The organism is Terrisporobacter glycolicus ATCC 14880 = DSM 1288, assembly GCF_036812735.1.
GTDB classification, from domain to species: Bacteria; Bacillota; Clostridia; order Peptostreptococcales; family Peptostreptococcaceae; genus Terrisporobacter; species Terrisporobacter glycolicus.
Genome location: NZ_CP117523.1, coordinates 2,676,339 through 2,695,045, shown reverse-complemented (window position 1 = coordinate 2,695,045; position 18,707 = coordinate 2,676,339). Strand labels below are relative to the sequence as shown.

The window sequence follows — 18,707 nt, the reverse complement described above, 5'->3', positions numbered from 1 at the left end:
ACTTCTAGATTAAATTATTATAGATTGTACTTTCTAATAAGTCTGCTAGCTTTGGATTGAGATATATTTAGGCATTTGGCCACCTTATAGGAACTTTTATAATGCTTGTAGGTTTTAGAAATAATCTCTTTTTCGTAGGTTTCCATTAAAGTATCAAAATCATTTCCATTAAAAAAGTCTTCCTTATCGTCTATATTATAATCAAAGTTATAGTTAAAAATATCTTTTGGAAGATTTTTTTCAGTAATCACATGATTAGTAGATGTTAAAACAAGCTTTTGTATAATATTTTGAAGTTCTCTAATGTTACCAGGAAAATCGTAGCAAGAAATTAATTTTATGGCATCTTTTGTAATTATTTTATTAATATTAAATTCAAAGCAATACTTATTAAAGTAATGTTTTATTAATTCAATAAGGTTATCCTTTCTGTCTCTTAGAGGAGGTATTTTTAATTGAATAACATTTAATCTATAGTAAAGGTCTTCCCTAAATGTTTTTTCCTCTACCTTTTTTAATAAATCACAGTTTGTAGCAGATATAATTCTAATATCTACCTTTTTTTCTTTCATGCCACCTACTGGAGTAAAGGTTTTTTCTTGAATTAGCTGAAGAAACTTTGCTTGAAGGCTTGGAGGAATCTCTCCAATTTCATCTAAAAATAAAGTTCCCTCATGGGCAAGCTCCACAAGACCAGCCTTTCCTTTAGTTGAAGCCCCTGTAAAAGCACCTGGCACATACCCAAATAATTCCGATTCAAGAAGTTCTGGTGATATGGTTGCACAGTTAATAGTTATAAATGGTTTATCTGATCTTCTACTATTTTTATGTATATATCTGGCTAATGAACTTTTACCAGTACCTGATTCCCCAAGGAGTAAAACTATAACATTTGTTTTTGAAATTTGATTTACTGTATTGATTATGGGTTTCATAACATTTCCTGTAAGAATAATATCAGTTTCTATTTTCAGAGTAGTTCTATATATATTTTCAATTTCGTTTTTATATTTATTAACTTCATTTTGTGTATCTGTTAATTTATTTTTTATTTGATTAAGTTCTGTAATATCTCTAGTGTTTTCAACTATAAATTCAATTTCACCCTTACTATCAAATAGAGGTGTAGCTGTTAATACAAGTTTTTTTCCTGTATTAGTAAACTGTTCCATAGAACTAGTTTTTTTTGTTATTAAAACCTGTGGTATAGCTCCTACTGTAGAATAACCTTTTTCAGATAAAAGCTTAACATTTTTACCAAGCATCTCTTCTTTTTTTATTCCATAATTTTTTTCAAATGCTTTATTACAATAAATTAGATTACCTTTATTGTCAGCAACGCAAATCTCATCATGGGATGCATCCATGATTTTTTTATAAAAATCTTCTTTGAACTTCAAAATTATCCCCCCCCTTTTTTTTCAAATGAGTCGTTTTAGACTTAATATATTGGCTAAATTTCGTTATAGTGCAAATGAGTCATAAATAACTTAATTATATTGGAATAATAAGTCTAAATCAACTTATTTTGTTAAATAACTTATTTTAAATCTAAAAAAAAATTAAACTGTATAAATACAATAAAAAAAAATGGCTAAATTTCAACAACTTTGTTAAAGAAAATTAATATATAAAAATTGGCATAATATTTGCTACAACAAATATTGGAATCAAAAGACAGATTATAAAGTTTCAAACGGAGGAAAGAAAGATGGGTTATATATATATATTACTTGCAGGTCTTTTTTGGTCTAGTATAGGATTATTTACAACAAATTTAAGTAATGTAGGATTATCAACAGAAGAAATAAGTTTTTTAAGACTTTCAATGGGGTGCATTATATTACTTACTTATGCAATTATAAAAAATCCAAGTTTATTAAAAGTATCAAAAAAAGGACTTATTTATTCAATAATAATAGGATTACTTTGTCAAGGATTATTTAACTACTGCTATGTAAATTCAATAAAAAGTTCAGGAAGTGCAGTAGCAGCTGTATTACTTTATACTTCACCAATATTTATTACAATTTTTTCTAAAATTATATACAAAGAGAAAATTAATAAAATGAAGTTATTATCTTTAGGTATATGTTTAGTGGCAGCGATACTTGCTGTTACAGGAGGAAGTTTAGATTTACAAAATATAAGTACATTCGGAATTATAAGTGGAATTATGGCAGCAATTCTTTATTCCTTAATGCCAATAATAAGTAAAAATATATTAGATGAAGTAAATAATTTAACCATGATGATTTATTCATTTTTAACAGGAGCATTACTTCTTGTAGGTAAAGTGAATTTTGCTAAAGTTGGAGCTAGCATAGGAGATATGTCTGTAGTTTTAAATATAACAGGATTTGGATTATTTTCAGGAGCTCTTGCTTATATTTGTTATACAAGTGGTGTGAAAAGTGGAATAGAACTTTCTGTTGCTGGTGTAATAGCATCAATAGAATTAGTATTTGCACAAATGATTGGATGGATTATCATGGGAGAACCATTCAATTCTATAAAAATAATTGGAGTTTGCTTAATGATGGTTTCCGCTATATTAGCTCTTAAGAGTGTTACTAAAATACCATCTGATAGTGAAGACAGTCTTGATTTAGACCTTAGAAAGGTTGTAGGTCAAGCATAACATCGCCCTTTAAAATTTATAATTATAAATTATAAAAAAGTCCTTCGGAAATAATTTTACGAAGGACTTTTTTAATGTGAAAATTTATTATTTTGAAGATGAGTACTTTATACCTTGATAAGAATCTCTTGATTTTAGAGTATCATCAATGGCATTTAGTACTTCCCACTTTTTCAAAGACCAAAGAGGACCCACTAAATCTTCTTTTTTCCCATCACCTGTTAGTCTATGGATTACCATTTCAGGTGGAAGAATTTCTAACTGATCACAAACTAGATTTACATAATCTTCTTGTGTCATTAAAGTCATCATATTCTTTTCTAACATCTTTGCCATTGGAGTACCCTTTATAACATGAAGTAAATGAATCTTTACTCCATGAACATTTAAATCAGCCACAGCTTTAGCTGTTTCCATCATCATATTATAATCCTCTCCAGGAAGACCATTAATAATATGAACTACAGTTTTTATATTCTTAGCTTTTAACTTTTTTACACCTTCTACAAAAGTCTTATAATCGTGGCCTCTATTTATAATTTTTGAAGTTGGGTCATGAATAGTTTGAAGACCTAACTCTATCCATAGATTAGTTCTTTTATTTAGCTCACTTAAATATTCAACTACATCATCTTCTAAACAGTCTGGACGAGTAGAAATAGAAAGACCTACTACATCATCTTGCTCTAAGATAGTTTCATATTTTTCCTTTAAAACCTCTAAAGGAGCATAAGTATTTGTATAAGCCTGGAAATATCCAATATACTTAGCGCTTGGCCATTTTTTTAGCATCATCTCTTTAATTTCTTTAAACTGTTTTATCAAATCATCTTTTGGATTACCAGCAAAATCTCCAGAACCTTCTTTGGAGCAGTAGGTACATCCGCCATAAGCTACTTTTCCATCTATATTTGGGCAAGTGAATCCTGCATTTATAGAAACCTTAAATATTTTTTCACCAAATGTATTTCTAAGATAGTAATTCCAAGTATGATATCTTTTATTGTCATCAAAAGCATATTTGAACTTTGTCATTTCATCACCTTTTTCTTATGATTTATATCTAGTTATATTAACATAAATCTTTATTATATACAAATTTGTATATAATAATTGATTACGAAAATGAAATTTTTTTAAATGAATAAAGTTTAAGTTTATTAATACAATTTACTAGTGGTGAAATCAAGGGGGGGGGTGTACTGTGGAGAGAAACGATGATAATAATGATATTATAAGAAAAGCACGCCAAAAGGCAAAGCAGGAAAAAGAAGAAAACTTGGATGAGAACAAGTTAGATATTAATAATAAAACAGAAATCACCGATGAAGAAAAAACTGAAGAACATGATTATAAAGAAGATGAAGGTTTTAATAATAAAGAATATGTAAATAGTGAAGAGTTAGAAAGTATTAAAGGAGAAATAATAGAGGAAAAAGAACACACAAAAAAAAATGTAAAAAATAAAAAGAAGATTTATATTGGAATCGCATGTTTTATTGTAATGATTACAATAATGTATTTTGGTTCTAAAAGATATGACTATCGAGTCTACCCAGATATAACATTGTATGAAGAAGATGTTTCAAAACTAAATGAAAAACAATTAAAGACAAAGGTAAATACTTTGGCAAATGATATTAATAAGAATAAAATAATTATAAAATTAGAAGATAAAGACTATGAAATTTTAGTATCCAATATAATTGATAAATTAGATGTAAAAAAAGTTGAAAATGAAATAATGAGTTATGGTAAAGATAAAACATTTTTAGAACAATTTGGCTTAATATATTTAAGCGTGAAAAGAAATTATAACTTTGATATTAAAATTAATAAAGAAGCTTTAGAGGAAGAAGTTAATCAAATTTATGACGATACTCATGTATCGCCTATTGAACCAACACTTGAGATGAATGGGGATAAATTAAATATAATAGAAGGTGAAAATGGTAAAAGTATTAATGATAAAAATTTAATAAATAAAATAATAGAAAAAATAAATAGTAATGAAGTGGGAAAAAGTAATATAATTATTAAAGAAGAATATAAACAAATCAAACCTAAAATAGATAATAAAGATCTTGAAGGTGTAGACTATAAGATTTCTTCTGCAACGACATACTTTGGAGGAACAGGCTACAATAGGGGACTGAATATAGCTAATGCAGCAAGAAAAATTGATCAAACATTATTAATGCCTGGAGAAGAGTTTTCATACGAAGACAAAGTTAGCCCTGTAGACCTTAGTAATGGTTATTACATGGCACCAGTTATAATAAATGGAACTCATAAGGATGCCCCAGGAGGAGGAGTTTGTCAAGTTTCTACAACATTGTATAATACACAATTAAAAGCAGGAATTCTACCAACAGAAAGATACAATCACTCAAAATCTGTAGCCTATGTACAACGAGGATTAGATGCCACATTAGCAACAGGAAGTAAAAACTTAAGATTCAAAAATCCTTATAATTATCCAATTTATATTCATGCCTATACAGTTGGAGGACAAATTACAGTAGAATTTTGGTCAAATAAAAGTGTTTTGGATGGGAAAAAATATACTCCTGTAAGTTTTGTGAAAGGAAATGTGGCAAATACTTATCTTTATGGGTATAATAATAAGGGAGAATTAATATATAAAAAATATATTGACACAAGTATTTATAGATAGAATATATTAATTTTCAAAAATAACCTACATACAAAAGAAAAGCGAGCAAAGGAGATTATAAAAATGAAGTTATTTTTAGACACAGCAAATGTGGAAGATATTAAAAAAGTTAATGATATGGGTGTAATATGTGGTGTAACTACAAACCCATCTTTAATAGCAAAAGAAGGAAGAGATTTTACAGAAGTAGTTAGAGAAATTGCTTCAATAGTTGATGGACCGATAAGTGGAGAAGTAAATAGTGATGATGCTGAAGGTATGATAGAAGAAGCAATGGAAATAGTAAAAATCCACAAAAATATGGTTGTTAAAATACCAATGACTGCACAAGGGCTAAAAGCTGTAAAAGTATTAGCTGCAAAGGGAATAAAAACTAATGTCACTTTAATATTCTCAGCAAACCAAGCACTACTTGCTGCAAGAGCTGGAGCAACTTATGTATCACCGTTCTTAGGTAGATTAGACGATATATCAACTAATGGAATGGATTTAGTAAGAACTGTGGCAGAAATGTTTGATATACATGGAATAGAAACAGAAATAATAGCTGCAAGTGTTAGACATCCAGTTCATGTTACTGATGCAGCATTAGCTGGAGCTCATATAGCAACAGTACCAGCCAAGTTAGTATACCAAATGTTAAATCATCCTTTAACAGATCAAGGAATTGAAAAGTTTAAAAAAGACTGGGAAGATGCTTTCGGAAATAAATAAATAAAAAACTCATGGAATTAGTAATGTAATTTCATGAGTTTTTTATTTAAATTAAAGCCTTGCATAAAAGAATAAGAACATTACTATGATTATACTAAAGAATAATATTTTTAAAAGGAAGTTTTATTTACTATATGGAATTTTATAATAAATAGAAAAAGGAAGGTAAAATCACATATGAAAGAAATAACATATTCTTTGTGTAAAGAAAATTATAATTCAAATTTGTTTTATAAAAAATTATCAAGTTTTACATTGGATGTTGAAAAAAATATATCTTATACTTGTGAAAAGTATGTAAAAGATTTTATTAACTTTTTAGAAAAAAATCATATAGAAGATATAAGGACAAATTCAGAATATTATTTGGAAATATTAATGTTAGGAGTTTTATGGAAAAATTATATAAATAGAGCAGTAAATCTTCAAAGAATACCTAAAAAAATTCTAATAATTTTATCTTACTTAAGAAAATATGAGATTATAAAGAATAGTGTTGATAAAAAGAGAGGCATAATGGAAACATATTTTCTGAACATAGAAGATAATAAACAAATTGAACTTAATATAAATAATTTTAGCAAGTTAATTGGTTATTTAAATGCAGTTGGTGATTTTAAGGAAGAGGTTAAAAGGTTAGAATCATGGGAAAAATATTTCACGACTAGAGGAGAATATGAAGCTAAGAAAATAATTTTAGCGTCTCTAGAAATAGAGTATATATTTGAGAATAAAGGTAAAATAGAATTAGGTCCTTATACAGAAAATGTGGATAAATTTTTAATTTTAGCAGAAGAAAAATATAAATACAGGGAAGACTATATTACATGTAGAAGGAAAGAAGTAGAATATCATCTAAACATGGTAGGAGCAGAAATAATGAATAAATCCTATAAGGAGTTATTTATTAAGTCAAAAGAAAAAAGATTATTGCTTCCATCATGTATGAAAGCTCAAAATATAAATTATTGTAAAGCAATAAAAACTGAAGATGGATATAAATGTGCTCATTGTACAAAATCATGCAATATAAATAGATATGATAAGTTAGGTGAAGATTACAATTTTAAAGTTTATATAATCCCTCATGAATCAGATATTAATGTTAAAAGAAAGTTTCAATATGGAGATATAGGAATAATTGGTGTGGCCTGTGTTCTTAACTTAATATCAGGTGGACTTAAAGCAAAAAGTTTAGGATTTGTTCCTCAATGTGTATTTTTAGATTATTGTGGATGTAAATGTCACTGGCATGAAAGTGGAATAATAACGGACATTAATAAAGAAAAATTGCTAAATACATTAGGCTTATATAATTTCAATATTTAAGGAGGTTAACAGGGGACCTCCTTTTTTAGGGGATAATTTTACCAAGGCTTGCTCCAATTACAGTAATGATATTCATCTTTCCATTCTAAATCAGTAGAGATAAAAAAGTCACCATAACTTCTTGTTGATTTATAAAAGATATTTACTATAGAAAACTTAGAAGACAAATCATTATTGATAATTACATGATATCTATTGTCCACAACATATATATTATCATCTGAAGTAGGCTCATCCTGAGCTACATTAAAGACAGGTCCATGTCATGCAATTTCTTTCAAATAAATACGAATATATTTTTTATTATATAATTTATCAGTTTCGTAGTTTTTAAACATCTCATCAAGAGAGGCTTTTGCCAAATCAGTTATGTTTATTATCATTATAATCTCCTTTTATTATTAATAATATTATTATTGATAAAATTATTTTATCCAATTACTATTAATATATCAAACTAATTTTAATTTGAATTATTATTAAAAGTGAGATATTGAAGAAAAAAACTTATTTTACAGTATACAAATTATTAAGTTATAATAAAAATAAAAAATAAGAGGGCGATTTTATGAGTAAAAAGAAAGCTGGTATTTTAGTATTAATGGGATATTTAATAACCATGGGCATTGGAATTTTAATAGGAAATGTTGTATCCAATATATTAGGAGAAAATGTGCTAGGTACAATGAATATGAACTTGAACAATATTATTTATAAATTCATAATTCAAATACCACCAACAGTATTTATTATATATTTTATAAAGAAATATTATAATTGGGAAGATATATATCTTTCATCAAAAAACTTAAAAAGTTTTATATGGTTTGTACCATATTTAATAGTTTTAATATTTATCATAGGTAAATTTATAACTGAATTAAGTAAACATATATCAACTTATGATAGATCAATTTATCTAATGATAATAATTATATTTACAGGTACAGCTATGGCGGGTTTTTGTGAGGAAGTTATTTTTAGAGGTATAATATTGAACTCCTTTAAAAGTGAAAAATCTTATATAATGGCTATGATAATAAGTAGTTTAGGTTTTTCCATAGTACATATAACAACTATAGTAATGGGCAACTCTTTATTTGAGGCCCTTGTCACAGTATTTTATTCATCTTTATTAGGTTTTGCCTTTGTTGGTCTTGCAATGAAGATGAAAAATATATGGCCTTTAATTATTTTTCACTCTATTTGGAATTTCATATTGATCGCATCTCAAAGTTTACAATTTGAAATATCTATAGCAGCTGGTATATGCAATATCATGAATATTTTTATGGCCATAATACTATGGGTTGTTGTTATAGTTGAAGAAAAAAGAAAAAATAGAAGAAAAACTATACTGACGAATTAGTCAGTATAGTTTTTAATTTTAATTAATTATTTCAATATATTTGCAGTCTGTATATATATGGTTTATAAAAAGTAATAATCTTTCATATAAAGGATGAATTTTTTCACCATACTTTAATTCTAAATTTTCTCCTACTTCTTCTACAGTATTTTTACCATTTAGCATGATAAAGACTGAGCTACAATATTCATCAAGTTCAATTTTTTTATACATAGGTATTTTAAATTTTAACTTTCTTAAAATATTTTGTATTTTATGGTCTTGTTTTTCAAGCAAAGTAACCATTCCATTATCGTCTATAAAATACTCCACATTTTCACAAATTTTAAATCTTAAATTTAAAATTTCTTCATTAGTCTTCATTATGTTTAACCTTCGCAAATGCAATCGGAATAGTTGTTGCTACAACAAGAATAACTAGTAGAAGCAATGCCATTGAATTTGATGCAGCAAATCCAGTAGGGATTCTAGGTGTAATTATACCAGATACTTGTAGTATTATACCTATTAAGCCTATTATAGATCCACCAGCAACTAAGCCTGAAGATAAACTTATACCATTTGAAACCTTAGCTTCTCTTTCCAAATCATTTTTAGCAGTCTTTTCTACAAATAAACGAACTAGTGCTCCTACTAATATGATTGAAGTAGTAGAGATTGGTAAATAAAACCCTATAGCAACGGTCATTATTGGTAGATTTAACATAAACAACACTAAAGCCATAACTACACCGGCAATAACCATAACCCAAGGCAAGTTACCAGACATTATACCTGATGTTAATGTAGACATTAAGTTAGCTTGAGGTAATGCAAAAGGAGCGTCAGCACCTGTAATTGCCAATTGGCTAGAAAGTACAACTATTGTTCCACAAACTACAGCCACACCTACTATAGAAGCTAGTGCGAAGCTGTTTTGCATTTCTTTTTTACTACCACCAATTATATAAGTTACCTTTTGAGATTGATTATATCCACCAGCAACAGATATGGCAGTAACCATAAAGCCAGCAAATAAAAGTAATGATTTGTTATCTTCAAGTCCTGTCCAACCAGACATGACGAAAACAAGAGTTAATATTACTAAAGATGCAATAGTCATACCTGATACAGGAAGATTTGATGTTCCTATAGTACCTGTTAAACGTCCAGAAACTATAACAAATAAAAATGATAATATGAATGAAACTATAATAGCAACAGCTGCCATTGTAATGCTTTGAGATATTAAATAAGCGGCAATTAAACCAACAACTATACCACCTATTAATATTAACATTTCAGAAGAACTACCTTTATCATCTTCATTATTACCTTTTTTAGCGTTTAAAGTTTCTCTTATAGAAACTACTATAGTTGGGATAAGTTTTATAGCACCAATTATACCACCACAAAGCATCATACCAGCACCAATATATTTTACATAACTGCCTGATATAGCATTTACATCCATAGTATTTATGGCAACGGCAGGGTCATTCCATATGAACATTCCTTCACGAGCCATATCTGAGAAGTAACCTATTAGTGGAGCTACTGCAAAGTTTGATAGTATAGAACCAGCAAACATAGTTAATGAAACCTCTAATCCAACTATAAATCCAATACCTAGTAAAAGTGGATTTACTTCTAAAGAAAACTTCCACTTATAAAATGGAGTACCTAAATAAGTCATAACATTGTTGATTACATTTAAAAATGAACCAGTTAGAACGTTTATGATACCACTTATTCCAAAACCAATACCCATATATTTTATAGCGTCTCCACCACCCTGTGAAGCTACTAATGTTTCAGAAATTGCCATAGATTCAGGATACATAAGTTTTCCATGTTCCTCTATTATTAAGTAATTGTAAACTAGAGAAGAACAACCTATACCAAATAAACTTCCTGCTACACCTGTTGTTAAACCTTCAAAGAAAGTAAGGTCACTTCCTATTAAAATAATTGCTGGCAATACAAAAATTAAACCACTAGCTATAGATTCACCACCACTAGACATACCTTGTATAATATTTTTGCCAAGTATTCCCTTATCTTTTGCAAAAACCCCTACAAACATGGAACCAATAATTGCTCCAGGAATTCCTGCTGCTACTGTTAAACCTGATTTCATGCCAGAATATGCAGTAGATGCTGCAAATACAGTAGCAAGTATTATTCCTATTATTAATACTGGAATATTTGCGCCTTTATTGGATTTATCAGTTATATAAGGCACATAATCCTTCCCTGATACACCTCCATAGGCCTCTTTAGGTAATTTTTTACTCATTATGTCATCTTCCTTTCTATTTTTTTAATAAAATAATTTGTTCTTATATAGTGTTTAACATTTTTGTAAAAAAATTTATATTATTTTTGAAAAACTGGAAATAAATTTGAAAATAAAAAATATACAACAAAAAAATAAATTTTTAAAAGAACAAAAAGAGGTAAATAATGTAATTTGTAGAATATAATATGTGGAAGTATATAGAAGAGGAGCATAAAAATGAGAGAAGAAGCATTGGAAATATTATCTAAGTATTTAAAAACTGATTATATGTTAAAACATAGTTATGCAGTAGAAGCTGTAATGAGAGAACTGGCTAAAAAGTTAGAGCCAGAAAAGGAAGAGGAATGGGCAGTGGCAGGTCTTTTACATGATTTAGATTCTGATATTACAGGAAGGATACCTGGTGTTGTAAATGATGCCCATGCTTTTAAAAGTGTTGAATTATTAAAAAAAGAAAAATTTGGAGATGAAAAATTATATAGAGCCATTCTTGGTCATCATGACAATAAGGGAGTAGTTAGGTCAAGTTTAATGGAGAAAGCCATATATGCAGTAGATCCCATAACAGGTTTTATAACAGCCATAGCTAAAAGCTATCCAGATAAAAAACTTACTAGTGTAAAATCAAAGTCTGTTATAAAGAGAATGAAGGAGAAGCGATTTGCAGCTAATGCTAATAGAGATGCCATGAGAGCCATAGAACTTACGGGAATATGTTTTGATGAATTTGCAGAAATATCTTTGAATGCTATGCAAGGTATTGCAGATATATTGGAAGAAACAGAATAAATTTAGCATGAACATAGATTTTAGAAAAAATCATTCCTTTTGGAGTGATTTTTTTGATTGAATATTATGTGCAATGTATATAAATATATAGTAAACTTTATATTACTATTAAATTTAGGAGGAATACATGATAAAAGAATTTGTAAAATATTATAAACCCTATAAGAAGCTTTTCTTTATGGACTTATTAGCAGCATTATTATTTGCTATATGTAACTTAGTATATCCAATGATTACAAGGGATATAATGAATGAGGTTGTACCAAATAAGGATTTAAGAATGCTTGTTATTTTTGGATTTACCTTATTATTTATATTTATAATAAAGGCATTTTTAAATCATTTTATGCAATACTGGGGGCATGTGGTAGGTGTTAGGATGCAAGCTGATATGAGAAGTGAAGTGTTTACTCATCTTCAAAAACTGCCTAATTCATACTTCGATAATCACAAAACTGGAGTAACCATGTCTAGAATAATAAATGATTTAATGGATATTTCTGAGCTTGCTCACCATGGGCCAGAGGATTTATTTATATCAATAGTTATGTTTATAGGTTCATTCATTATTTTATTGAATATAAACATACCACTTACTATAATAATTTTTGCCATATTACCTTTTGTAATAATATTTGCGGCGAGACAGAGAAAAAGAATGCAAAATGCTTTTATGGAAACAAGGATAACTACAGGTGAAGTAAATGCAACTTTAGAAAATTCTATAGCTGGGATGAAGGTAACAAAATCTTTTTGTAACGAAGAAGAAGAATTAAATAAATTTAATGATAGAAATAATATTTTTAAATCAGCTAGACAAACAGCTTATAGAGTTATGGCTGACTATTTCTCAGGGATGAATTTATTTATGGACTTGTTAGAATTAGTAGCATTAGTTGCTGGAGGATACTTTACTTACTTAGGTGAAATTAATTTAGGTGACTTTGCAGCTTATATATTATATGTAAAAATGTTTATAGAACCAATTAAAAAACTAATAAACTTTACAGAACAATATCAAAATGGTATGACTGGATTTGAAAGATTTATGGAAATAATTGAAGAGGATATGGAAAAAGAAGCAAAGAATCCTGTGGAGTTAAAAAATGTTAGAGGAAATATTGAAATAGATAATGTTTCATTTACTTATGAAGATAAAAAACAAGTATTAAAAAACTTAGATTTATCAATTGAAGCTGGTAGAACGGTAGCATTAGTTGGGCCATCTGGAGGAGGCAAGACCACTCTTTGTAATCTTATACCTAGATTTTATGATTTTGAAGAAGGTGATATAAGAATAGATGGAAAAAGTATAAAAAATATAAGCTTAAAATCATTGAGAAAAAATATTGGTGTGGTTCAGCAAGATGTATTTTTATTTACAGGAACTATAAAAGAAAATATATTATGTGCAAAACCAGATGCTAGTGAAGAAGATATAATAGCTGCAGCTAAAAAAGCAAGAATACATGATTTTATTAAAAGTTTACCAGAAGGTTATGATACTTATATAGGAGAGCGTGGGGTTAAGCTTTCAGGAGGACAAAAACAAAGAATATCTATATGTAGAGTATTTTTAAAAAATCCTCCAATAATAATCCTTGATGAAGCTACATCGGCCCTTGATAATGTAACAGAAAGGGAAATTCAAAAATCTTTAGAAGAGTTAAGCAAAGACAGAACTAATTTAGTTGTAGCACATAGACTATCTACAATAAAAAATGCTGATGAAATTGTAGTATTATCAGATAGCGGTATAGTTGAAAGAGGAACTCATAATGAGTTGATCAATAATGGTGGAGTTTATAGTAAATTGCATGTAAGTTAACAAATAAAAAGTCTGAATCTAAAGTTATTTTAGTTCAGACTTTTTTATATTTAGCAACAATAATATGATAATGATAATTATTTTCATTTACAAAATAATATAATGATGATATTATTATATTAAATAAATCTCAAGGAGGAATAATTATGAATAATAAAATAAATATAATATTTTGGAGCGGAACGGGAAATACAGAATCTATGGCACAAGCTATATTTGAAGGTAGCAAAAATAATGGAAATTCAAAATTATTAACTGTTGATAAAGCTACATTGGATGATGTAAAAGAAGCAGATATATTATTTTTAGGTTGTCCGTCTATGGGAGTAGAGGAATTAGAAGAAAGTGAGATGGAGCCATTTATGGAAAGTATATCAAATAATATAAGTGGTAAAAAGATAGTTCTATTCGGTTCTTATGGATGGGGTGATGGAGAGTGGATGCAAGACTGGGAAGAAAGAATTAAAAATTGCGGAGGAATAATAGTTGAAGAAAGTATAATATGTAATGAATCTCCAGAAGAAAATATTTTAAAACAATTAGTAGCGTTAGGAGAAAAATACTCTAATTAAATTAATGATTATGCAAAACCATATGCTTAACAAGTAAGTATATGGTTTTTATTATTATAGAATAATTATTTATAGATTTTTTCTATATAAATATACTTATTATAGAAAATATTAATTTGACCATATATTATTGGGAAAGATATAATACAAGTGCTACATATCAGAATAATGGAGGAAGAAAACATGCAAAAAAAATTATTAAGTCTAGTTTGTTGTGCAACTCTATCAGCAATGTTTGTTGTAGGTTGTGCAAGTAATGAAAAAAGTAAAACTAGTGAAGGAAATAAGACAAAAGTAGTAGCAACAGATGATGTAAAAAAATCGTTAAAAGATGAAAAAACTATAATTGTAGATGCAAGAGGAAATGATGTATATAGCGGTTGGGCTACTGAAGGTGTATCAAGGGGTGGTCATATACCGGGGGCTACAGATTTTTCTGCAGATTGGCTAGAATCTAAGGCAGATAATAAAGATGACTATTTATCAGACGCTATAGAAAATAAAAAGTTAAAGTCTTATGAAAATGCAATTGTATATGATACAAATGGAGAAGATGCAAGTAAAGTTGCAAGTTATTTATCTTCTAATGGGATAAAAAATGTATCAACTTACGATGCTAATGAATGGATTAAAGACAAATCTTTAGAACTAGAATCATATGAAAATTATGATATGTATGTTCCAGCAGATATGGTGAAAGAAATAGTAGATGGAAAAACTCCAGAAAACTTTACAGATAGTAAGAATATAAAAATTGTAGATGTTAGATGGGGAAATGATAAAGAATCAGGATACTTAGATGGACATATACCATCTGCAGTTCATATAAATACAGATGACTTTGAGACTCCAAAAGTATATGTTAATAATATAGAAGAGTGGAGATTAAATGACGATAAAACCCTAGTAAATTTAGCTTTAAAAAATGGAATAACTTCTAAGGATTGTGTAATAGTTACGAGTCCAGAGCCACTTGCAGCTTGTAGATATGCTATTATACTTAAATATTTAGGTGTGCAAGATGTTCGAGTAATGAGTGGTGGATTTGATGTATGGAATGAAAAAGGATATGCATTAGAAAAAGAAGGTATAAAAGCAAAAGCTGAAAGTAATTTTGGAGTAGATGCACCAGCAAATCCAGATATGATAGATACAATAAAAGAAACAAAAGAATTCTTGAAAAAAGATGATTATACACTTGTAGATAATCGTACTTGGGATGAATATATAGGTAAAGAAAGTGGATATAGTTATCATAAAATTAAAGGCCGTATAGAAGGCGCTGTATATGGATATGCAGGAAAAACTGATTCAAGTTCAATGGATTATTATAGAAATGCAGATAAAACAATGAGAAATGGATATGAAATATTATCTATGTGGAAAGATGATTGTAAAATAGATTTAAATAATCACTTAGCATTTATGTGTGGAAGTGGATGGAGAGCTGCTGAGACTTACTGGGATGCTATGGTAATGGGACTAGATAATACATCTTTATATTCAGATGGATGGATTGGATGGAGTAATGAAGGGAATCCATATGTAACAGGAGATCCTACAAAATAATATGAGTAAAACAGTTAAAAAAATATTTTATTATATATTTACTTTTGTTCAAATAGCAATGGCAGTTGGGCTAAAAGTAGTCCATGATTTGTCTAGTAAAAAAGCAGGAGTAAATCATCATCTAAGATTTTATAAATCAAAATATAATAATGAAATTTTTACAACAGATAATGTTCTTACATTTAAAGTGATTATTGGAATAGTAATGATTTTATTACTTATAGCATTGGCTTATTATATCTTTAAAAAGAAAAAAACTCACACTTTATTAGATTTTACAATAAGTATTTTATGTTGCATTTTATTAATTTGGATGTTAACTAGTACAACACTGATGTCTTTATTAGTTTATCCATTTATGATTTTAGTTGCAGTTTTAGAATTAGTAATTGAAATAATAAAAATATTTATATTAATATAATTAAAAGCTATGGAAAAAATGGTTGACATTTTTCACCATAGCTTTCTTTTTTAAGGCTATTAACATAAAAATATGATAAAATTTGAAATAGTCGGAATGTTTAAAATGATTTTTATATTAATAAAATAATTATGACAAAAAAATACATTTTTTAAATTGACTACGATAACGATTTCTGGTACATTTTGTATGGGGAGTAAAATTAGTTTTTGCATTCCTAGAAGATGTTTAAACCATATTTGACATTAAGGACTATCATGAGATTTATGTATGGTAAATAAACATTACATATTTAGAAGTTTCCAAATGAACCAGTCAAAAAAATGGAATCATGCAGATAAGTAAATAAAGAGACCTATTATTTAAGGCAGAAGATTAATAGTGACTAGGCATTGGGAAATCTCTAATAAAAAACATAAACTATATTGGAGGTAGTACATGGAAAACACAGTAAAAACTAAAAAGAAATACCCTTTTGGCTTTTATGTATGTGCTTTATCTTTCACTCTTGAAAGAATGGCATTCTATTCATCAAAATGGTTATTAGGTGTATTTATAGTTGCTACAGTAGCAAAAGGTGGTCTTGGACTAGATGCTGTAGAAGGGGCAAAAATGAGTGCAAACTTAGTTGCATTCACATACTTAACACCAATATTTGGTGGTTATATAGCAGATAGATGGGTTAGCCCTAGATTATGTGTTGTATTAGGGGCAGTATTAATGGGTCTTGGATATGTTTGTGGATGGCAATCAGCTGTTCAAGGATCTCCTGCTTTATTATGGGGAATGATAGCACTTGTATCTATAGGAACAGGTTTCTTTAAAGGAAATGTTTCTGGAATAAATGGTAAACTATTCGATGATCCAGATCAACTTGACTCTGCATTTACAGTGCAATATTCATTTGTTAACATAGGGTCTTTCATAGGAACTACTTTTATTGCATTTATAGTTGCAGCATACGGATATGGACCTACTTTCTTAGTTTGTGCAGGATTATTATTCTTAGATGCTTTATGGTTACTATTTGCTGGTAAAGCTGCTTGGGGAGAGGTTGGTAAAAAACCTTTCAAAGCTGGTGAAGTAAAAGAAACTGCAGTTAAGAAAGAAGAAGATAATAAACCTCTTACTATAATTAGAAAAGAAAAGAGTTGCAGCTATAGTTCTTGTAACTGTATTCTCAATAGTATTCTGGGTAGTTTGGTACTTAACTTATATGCCAGTATTATATCACTGGGGACCAGATGTTGAAACAGCTAATAAAGCTAACTGGGTAATTGGAAACTTTACTGTTCCTTCTGCTTGGTTTGATTCATTAAATGCACTTTGCTGTATAGCTCTTGGACCAGTTCTTGCAGCTTATTGGACTAAACGTGCAAATTCACCAAAAGGTGATTTAAGTATGTTCAAGAAAACTGCTTTAGGTATGTTACTTCTTGGTGCTGCATTTGGTGTTATGGCTCTTGCAGAAGTAGTTAGAGGAGATGGACAAGCTAACTTAATGTGGATAGTAATGGTAGGTATATTAATGTCAGTTGGTGAAATGGTATTCTCACCACTTGGAAACTCATTTATATCTAAATTCTCTCCAGCAAAAGTTTTAGGACTTATGATGGGTGTTTGGCCATTTGCAGTTTTCATAGCTGGTAAATGTTATGGATACTTATATGAATTCTTATCAAAATATTCATTTGCTCCAGCTTATGCTGTAGTTGGTGGAATAGTTGTAGCTTGTGGTGTAGTTCTTTGGTCAATGGATAAGAAGTTAAATACTCTTGTTGAAGATGAAAACGAAGACGAAGCATTAAATGCTTAATAAGTAAATATATACTTTTAAATAAAATAGTCTCAACTTATGTTGAGGCTATTTTTTATTTCAAAAGAACATTTTCGCTTTAATATTACGGTGGTGAAAATATTGGAAAACTTACAAAAAATAATTGTAAAACAAATTCCCATTATTAATAATAAAGATGTAGTCCGAAAATCAAATATATTCATAACTGCTGATAAAGATTATATTCCAGATGGTGTAAGCATGATAAATGCACCGTTTATGTGGAGTAAAGGAATTACAGGTAAAAATATTAAAATTGCAGTAATTGATTCTGGGTGTGATACAACTCATAAAGACTTACAAAATAGAATAATAGGTGGAAAAAATTTTACTACTGAAGACAATAGTAATATAAATAAATATGAAGATTACAATGGCCATGGGACTCATGTATGTGGAACAATAGCAGCATCAAATGATAATTATGGTGTAAATATAACATCTACTTTCTTAAATGGGAAATATGAAATTTTGTCAGGAACAAGCATGGCAACGCCTCATGTAACAGGATTCTTAGCTCTTTTAATAGAATGGTCAAAAAAAGAATTTGGAAGAAAATTAAGTGAAGCTGAATTATATGGTCAGTTAATAAAAAATACTAGTACTCTACCAATACTCAGAACACTTCAAGGTAATGGATTAGTATTTATGGATCCTAAGAATGTTTTAAAATAAAACTG

At 28.5% G+C, this 18,707-nt stretch carries 18 protein-coding genes; 13 read left to right on the top strand and 5 right to left on the bottom strand.

What is annotated here, in order from left to right:
• Positions 1–17 precede the first annotated feature (17 nt).
• Positions 18–1,367 carry a sigma 54-interacting transcriptional regulator gene (locus tag TEGL_RS13375; RefSeq protein WP_051082125.1) on the bottom strand — a complete coding sequence of 450 codons (1,350 nt, stop codon included), beginning with the start codon at positions 1,365–1,367 and terminating at the stop codon, positions 18–20.
• A gap of 344 nt (positions 1,368–1,711) precedes the next feature.
• Here TEGL_RS13375 and TEGL_RS13370 point away from each other — a divergent pair, with 344 nt between their 5' ends.
• The gene (locus TEGL_RS13370) at positions 1,712–2,641 is read left to right on the top strand and encodes a DMT family transporter (protein WP_018590194.1); all 930 of its coding nucleotides are present in this window, start codon (positions 1,712–1,714) and stop codon (positions 2,639–2,641) included.
• An 87-nt stretch (positions 2,642–2,728) separates the two neighbouring features.
• Here TEGL_RS13370 and TEGL_RS13365 read toward each other — a convergent pair whose 3' ends face one another.
• A complete protein-coding gene (locus TEGL_RS13365; RefSeq protein WP_018590195.1) occupies positions 2,729–3,676 on the bottom strand; it encodes a TIGR01212 family radical SAM protein in 948 nt (315 codons plus the stop codon).
• Between the two features lie 169 nt (positions 3,677–3,845).
• Between TEGL_RS13365 and TEGL_RS13360 the strand changes: the two genes are divergently transcribed.
• From TEGL_RS13360 to TEGL_RS13350, 3 genes are all read left to right on the top strand, one after another.
• A complete protein-coding gene (locus TEGL_RS13360; protein ID WP_018590196.1) occupies positions 3,846–5,318 on the top strand; it encodes a VanW family protein in 1,473 nt (490 codons plus the stop codon).
• 63 nt (positions 5,319–5,381) lie between these two features.
• Positions 5,382–6,032: a fructose-6-phosphate aldolase gene (fsa, locus tag TEGL_RS13355; RefSeq protein WP_018590197.1), complete on the top strand. Its 651-nt coding sequence runs from the start codon at positions 5,382–5,384 to the stop codon at positions 6,030–6,032.
• A gap of 177 nt (positions 6,033–6,209) precedes the next feature.
• Positions 6,210–7,361, top strand: a complete 1,152-nt coding sequence (locus TEGL_RS13350) for a DUF116 domain-containing protein (RefSeq protein WP_018590198.1) — start codon at positions 6,210–6,212, stop codon at positions 7,359–7,361.
• 38 nt (positions 7,362–7,399) lie between these two features.
• On the opposite strand, the gene TEGL_RS13345 is transcribed toward TEGL_RS13350, so the two are convergent.
• Entirely contained in the window at positions 7,400–7,564 is a 165-nt protein-coding gene (locus tag TEGL_RS13345; RefSeq protein ID WP_154650619.1) for a hypothetical protein, read from the bottom strand.
• Positions 7,565–7,929: 365 nt separating this feature from the next.
• Between TEGL_RS13345 and TEGL_RS13340 the strand changes: the two genes are divergently transcribed.
• Positions 7,930–8,730 (top strand): CPBP family intramembrane glutamic endopeptidase, encoded by an 801-nt coding sequence (locus TEGL_RS13340; protein WP_018590200.1) that lies wholly within the window; start codon positions 7,930–7,932, stop codon positions 8,728–8,730.
• An 18-nt stretch (positions 8,731–8,748) separates the two neighbouring features.
• Here TEGL_RS13340 and TEGL_RS13335 read toward each other — a convergent pair whose 3' ends face one another.
• A complete protein-coding gene (locus TEGL_RS13335) occupies positions 8,749–9,093 on the bottom strand; it encodes a hypothetical protein (protein ID WP_018590201.1) in 345 nt (114 codons plus the stop codon).
• Positions 9,083–11,008: an OPT family oligopeptide transporter gene (locus tag TEGL_RS13330; RefSeq protein ID WP_018590202.1), complete on the bottom strand. Its 1,926-nt coding sequence runs from the start codon at positions 11,006–11,008 to the stop codon at positions 9,083–9,085. The genes TEGL_RS13335 and TEGL_RS13330 overlap by 11 nt, the downstream gene beginning before the upstream one ends.
• A gap of 219 nt (positions 11,009–11,227) precedes the next feature.
• Between TEGL_RS13330 and TEGL_RS13325 the strand changes: the two genes are divergently transcribed.
• The 8 genes from TEGL_RS13325 to TEGL_RS13290 all read left to right on the top strand — a co-directional run bounded on the left by TEGL_RS13325 (position 11,228) and on the right by TEGL_RS13290 (position 18,702).
• Entirely contained in the window at positions 11,228–11,800 is a 573-nt protein-coding gene (locus TEGL_RS13325; RefSeq protein ID WP_018590203.1) for an HD domain-containing protein, read from the top strand.
• 127 nt (positions 11,801–11,927) lie between these two features.
• Positions 11,928–13,628, top strand: a complete 1,701-nt coding sequence (locus tag TEGL_RS13320; protein WP_018590205.1) for an ABC transporter ATP-binding protein — start codon at positions 11,928–11,930, stop codon at positions 13,626–13,628.
• A gap of 146 nt (positions 13,629–13,774) precedes the next feature.
• Positions 13,775–14,200 carry a flavodoxin gene (locus tag TEGL_RS13315; protein ID WP_018590206.1) on the top strand — a complete coding sequence of 142 codons (426 nt, stop codon included), beginning with the start codon at positions 13,775–13,777 and terminating at the stop codon, positions 14,198–14,200.
• A 183-nt stretch (positions 14,201–14,383) separates the two neighbouring features.
• Complete coding sequence (locus TEGL_RS13310) at positions 14,384–15,769, top strand: rhodanese-like domain-containing protein (protein ID WP_018590207.1); 1,386 nt, start codon at positions 14,384–14,386, stop codon at positions 15,767–15,769.
• Between the two features lies 1 nt (position 15,770).
• Positions 15,771–16,190: a hypothetical protein gene (locus TEGL_RS13305; RefSeq protein WP_018590208.1), complete on the top strand. Its 420-nt coding sequence runs from the start codon at positions 15,771–15,773 to the stop codon at positions 16,188–16,190.
• A 438-nt stretch (positions 16,191–16,628) separates the two neighbouring features.
• Positions 16,629–17,441 (top strand): MFS transporter, encoded by an 813-nt coding sequence (locus TEGL_RS13300; RefSeq protein WP_330370751.1) that lies wholly within the window; start codon positions 16,629–16,631, stop codon positions 17,439–17,441.
• Positions 17,350–18,006, top strand: a complete 657-nt coding sequence (locus TEGL_RS13295; RefSeq protein WP_330370766.1) for a hypothetical protein — start codon at positions 17,350–17,352, stop codon at positions 18,004–18,006. The genes TEGL_RS13300 and TEGL_RS13295 overlap by 92 nt, the downstream gene beginning before the upstream one ends.
• 102 nt (positions 18,007–18,108) lie before the next feature.
• The gene (locus tag TEGL_RS13290) at positions 18,109–18,702 is read left to right on the top strand and encodes a S8 family serine peptidase (RefSeq protein WP_018590210.1); all 594 of its coding nucleotides are present in this window, start codon (positions 18,109–18,111) and stop codon (positions 18,700–18,702) included.
• Positions 18,703–18,707: the final 5 nt, after the last annotated feature.

Bases quoted from the DNA above. Each gene is read 5' to 3' on its own strand.
- TEGL_RS13375 (WP_051082125.1), bottom strand. From the start codon at position 1,367: ATGGATGCATCCCATGATGAGATTTGCGTTGCTGACAATAAAGGTAAT.
- TEGL_RS13370 (WP_018590194.1), top strand. From the start codon at position 1,712: ATGGGTTATATATATATATTACTTGCAGGTCTTTTTTGGTCTAGTATA.
- TEGL_RS13365 (WP_018590195.1), bottom strand. From the start codon at position 3,676: ATGACAAAGTTCAAATATGCTTTTGATGACAATAAAAGATATCATACT.
- fsa (WP_018590197.1), top strand. From the start codon at position 5,382: ATGAAGTTATTTTTAGACACAGCAAATGTGGAAGATATTAAAAAAGTT.
- TEGL_RS13350 (WP_018590198.1), top strand. From the start codon at position 6,210: ATGAAAGAAATAACATATTCTTTGTGTAAAGAAAATTATAATTCAAAT.
- TEGL_RS13340 (WP_018590200.1), top strand. From the start codon at position 7,930: ATGAGTAAAAAGAAAGCTGGTATTTTAGTATTAATGGGATATTTAATA.
- TEGL_RS13335 (WP_018590201.1), bottom strand. From the start codon at position 9,093: ATGAAGACTAATGAAGAAATTTTAAATTTAAGATTTAAAATTTGTGAA.
- TEGL_RS13330 (WP_018590202.1), bottom strand. From the start codon at position 11,008: ATGAGTAAAAAATTACCTAAAGAGGCCTATGGAGGTGTATCAGGGAAG.
- TEGL_RS13325 (WP_018590203.1), top strand. From the start codon at position 11,228: ATGAGAGAAGAAGCATTGGAAATATTATCTAAGTATTTAAAAACTGAT.
- TEGL_RS13320 (WP_018590205.1), top strand. From the start codon at position 11,928: ATGATAAAAGAATTTGTAAAATATTATAAACCCTATAAGAAGCTTTTC.
- TEGL_RS13315 (WP_018590206.1), top strand. From the start codon at position 13,775: ATGAATAATAAAATAAATATAATATTTTGGAGCGGAACGGGAAATACA.
- TEGL_RS13310 (WP_018590207.1), top strand. From the start codon at position 14,384: ATGCAAAAAAAATTATTAAGTCTAGTTTGTTGTGCAACTCTATCAGCA.
- TEGL_RS13305 (WP_018590208.1), top strand. From the start codon at position 15,771: ATGAGTAAAACAGTTAAAAAAATATTTTATTATATATTTACTTTTGTT.
- TEGL_RS13300 (WP_330370751.1), top strand. From the start codon at position 16,629: ATGGAAAACACAGTAAAAACTAAAAAGAAATACCCTTTTGGCTTTTAT.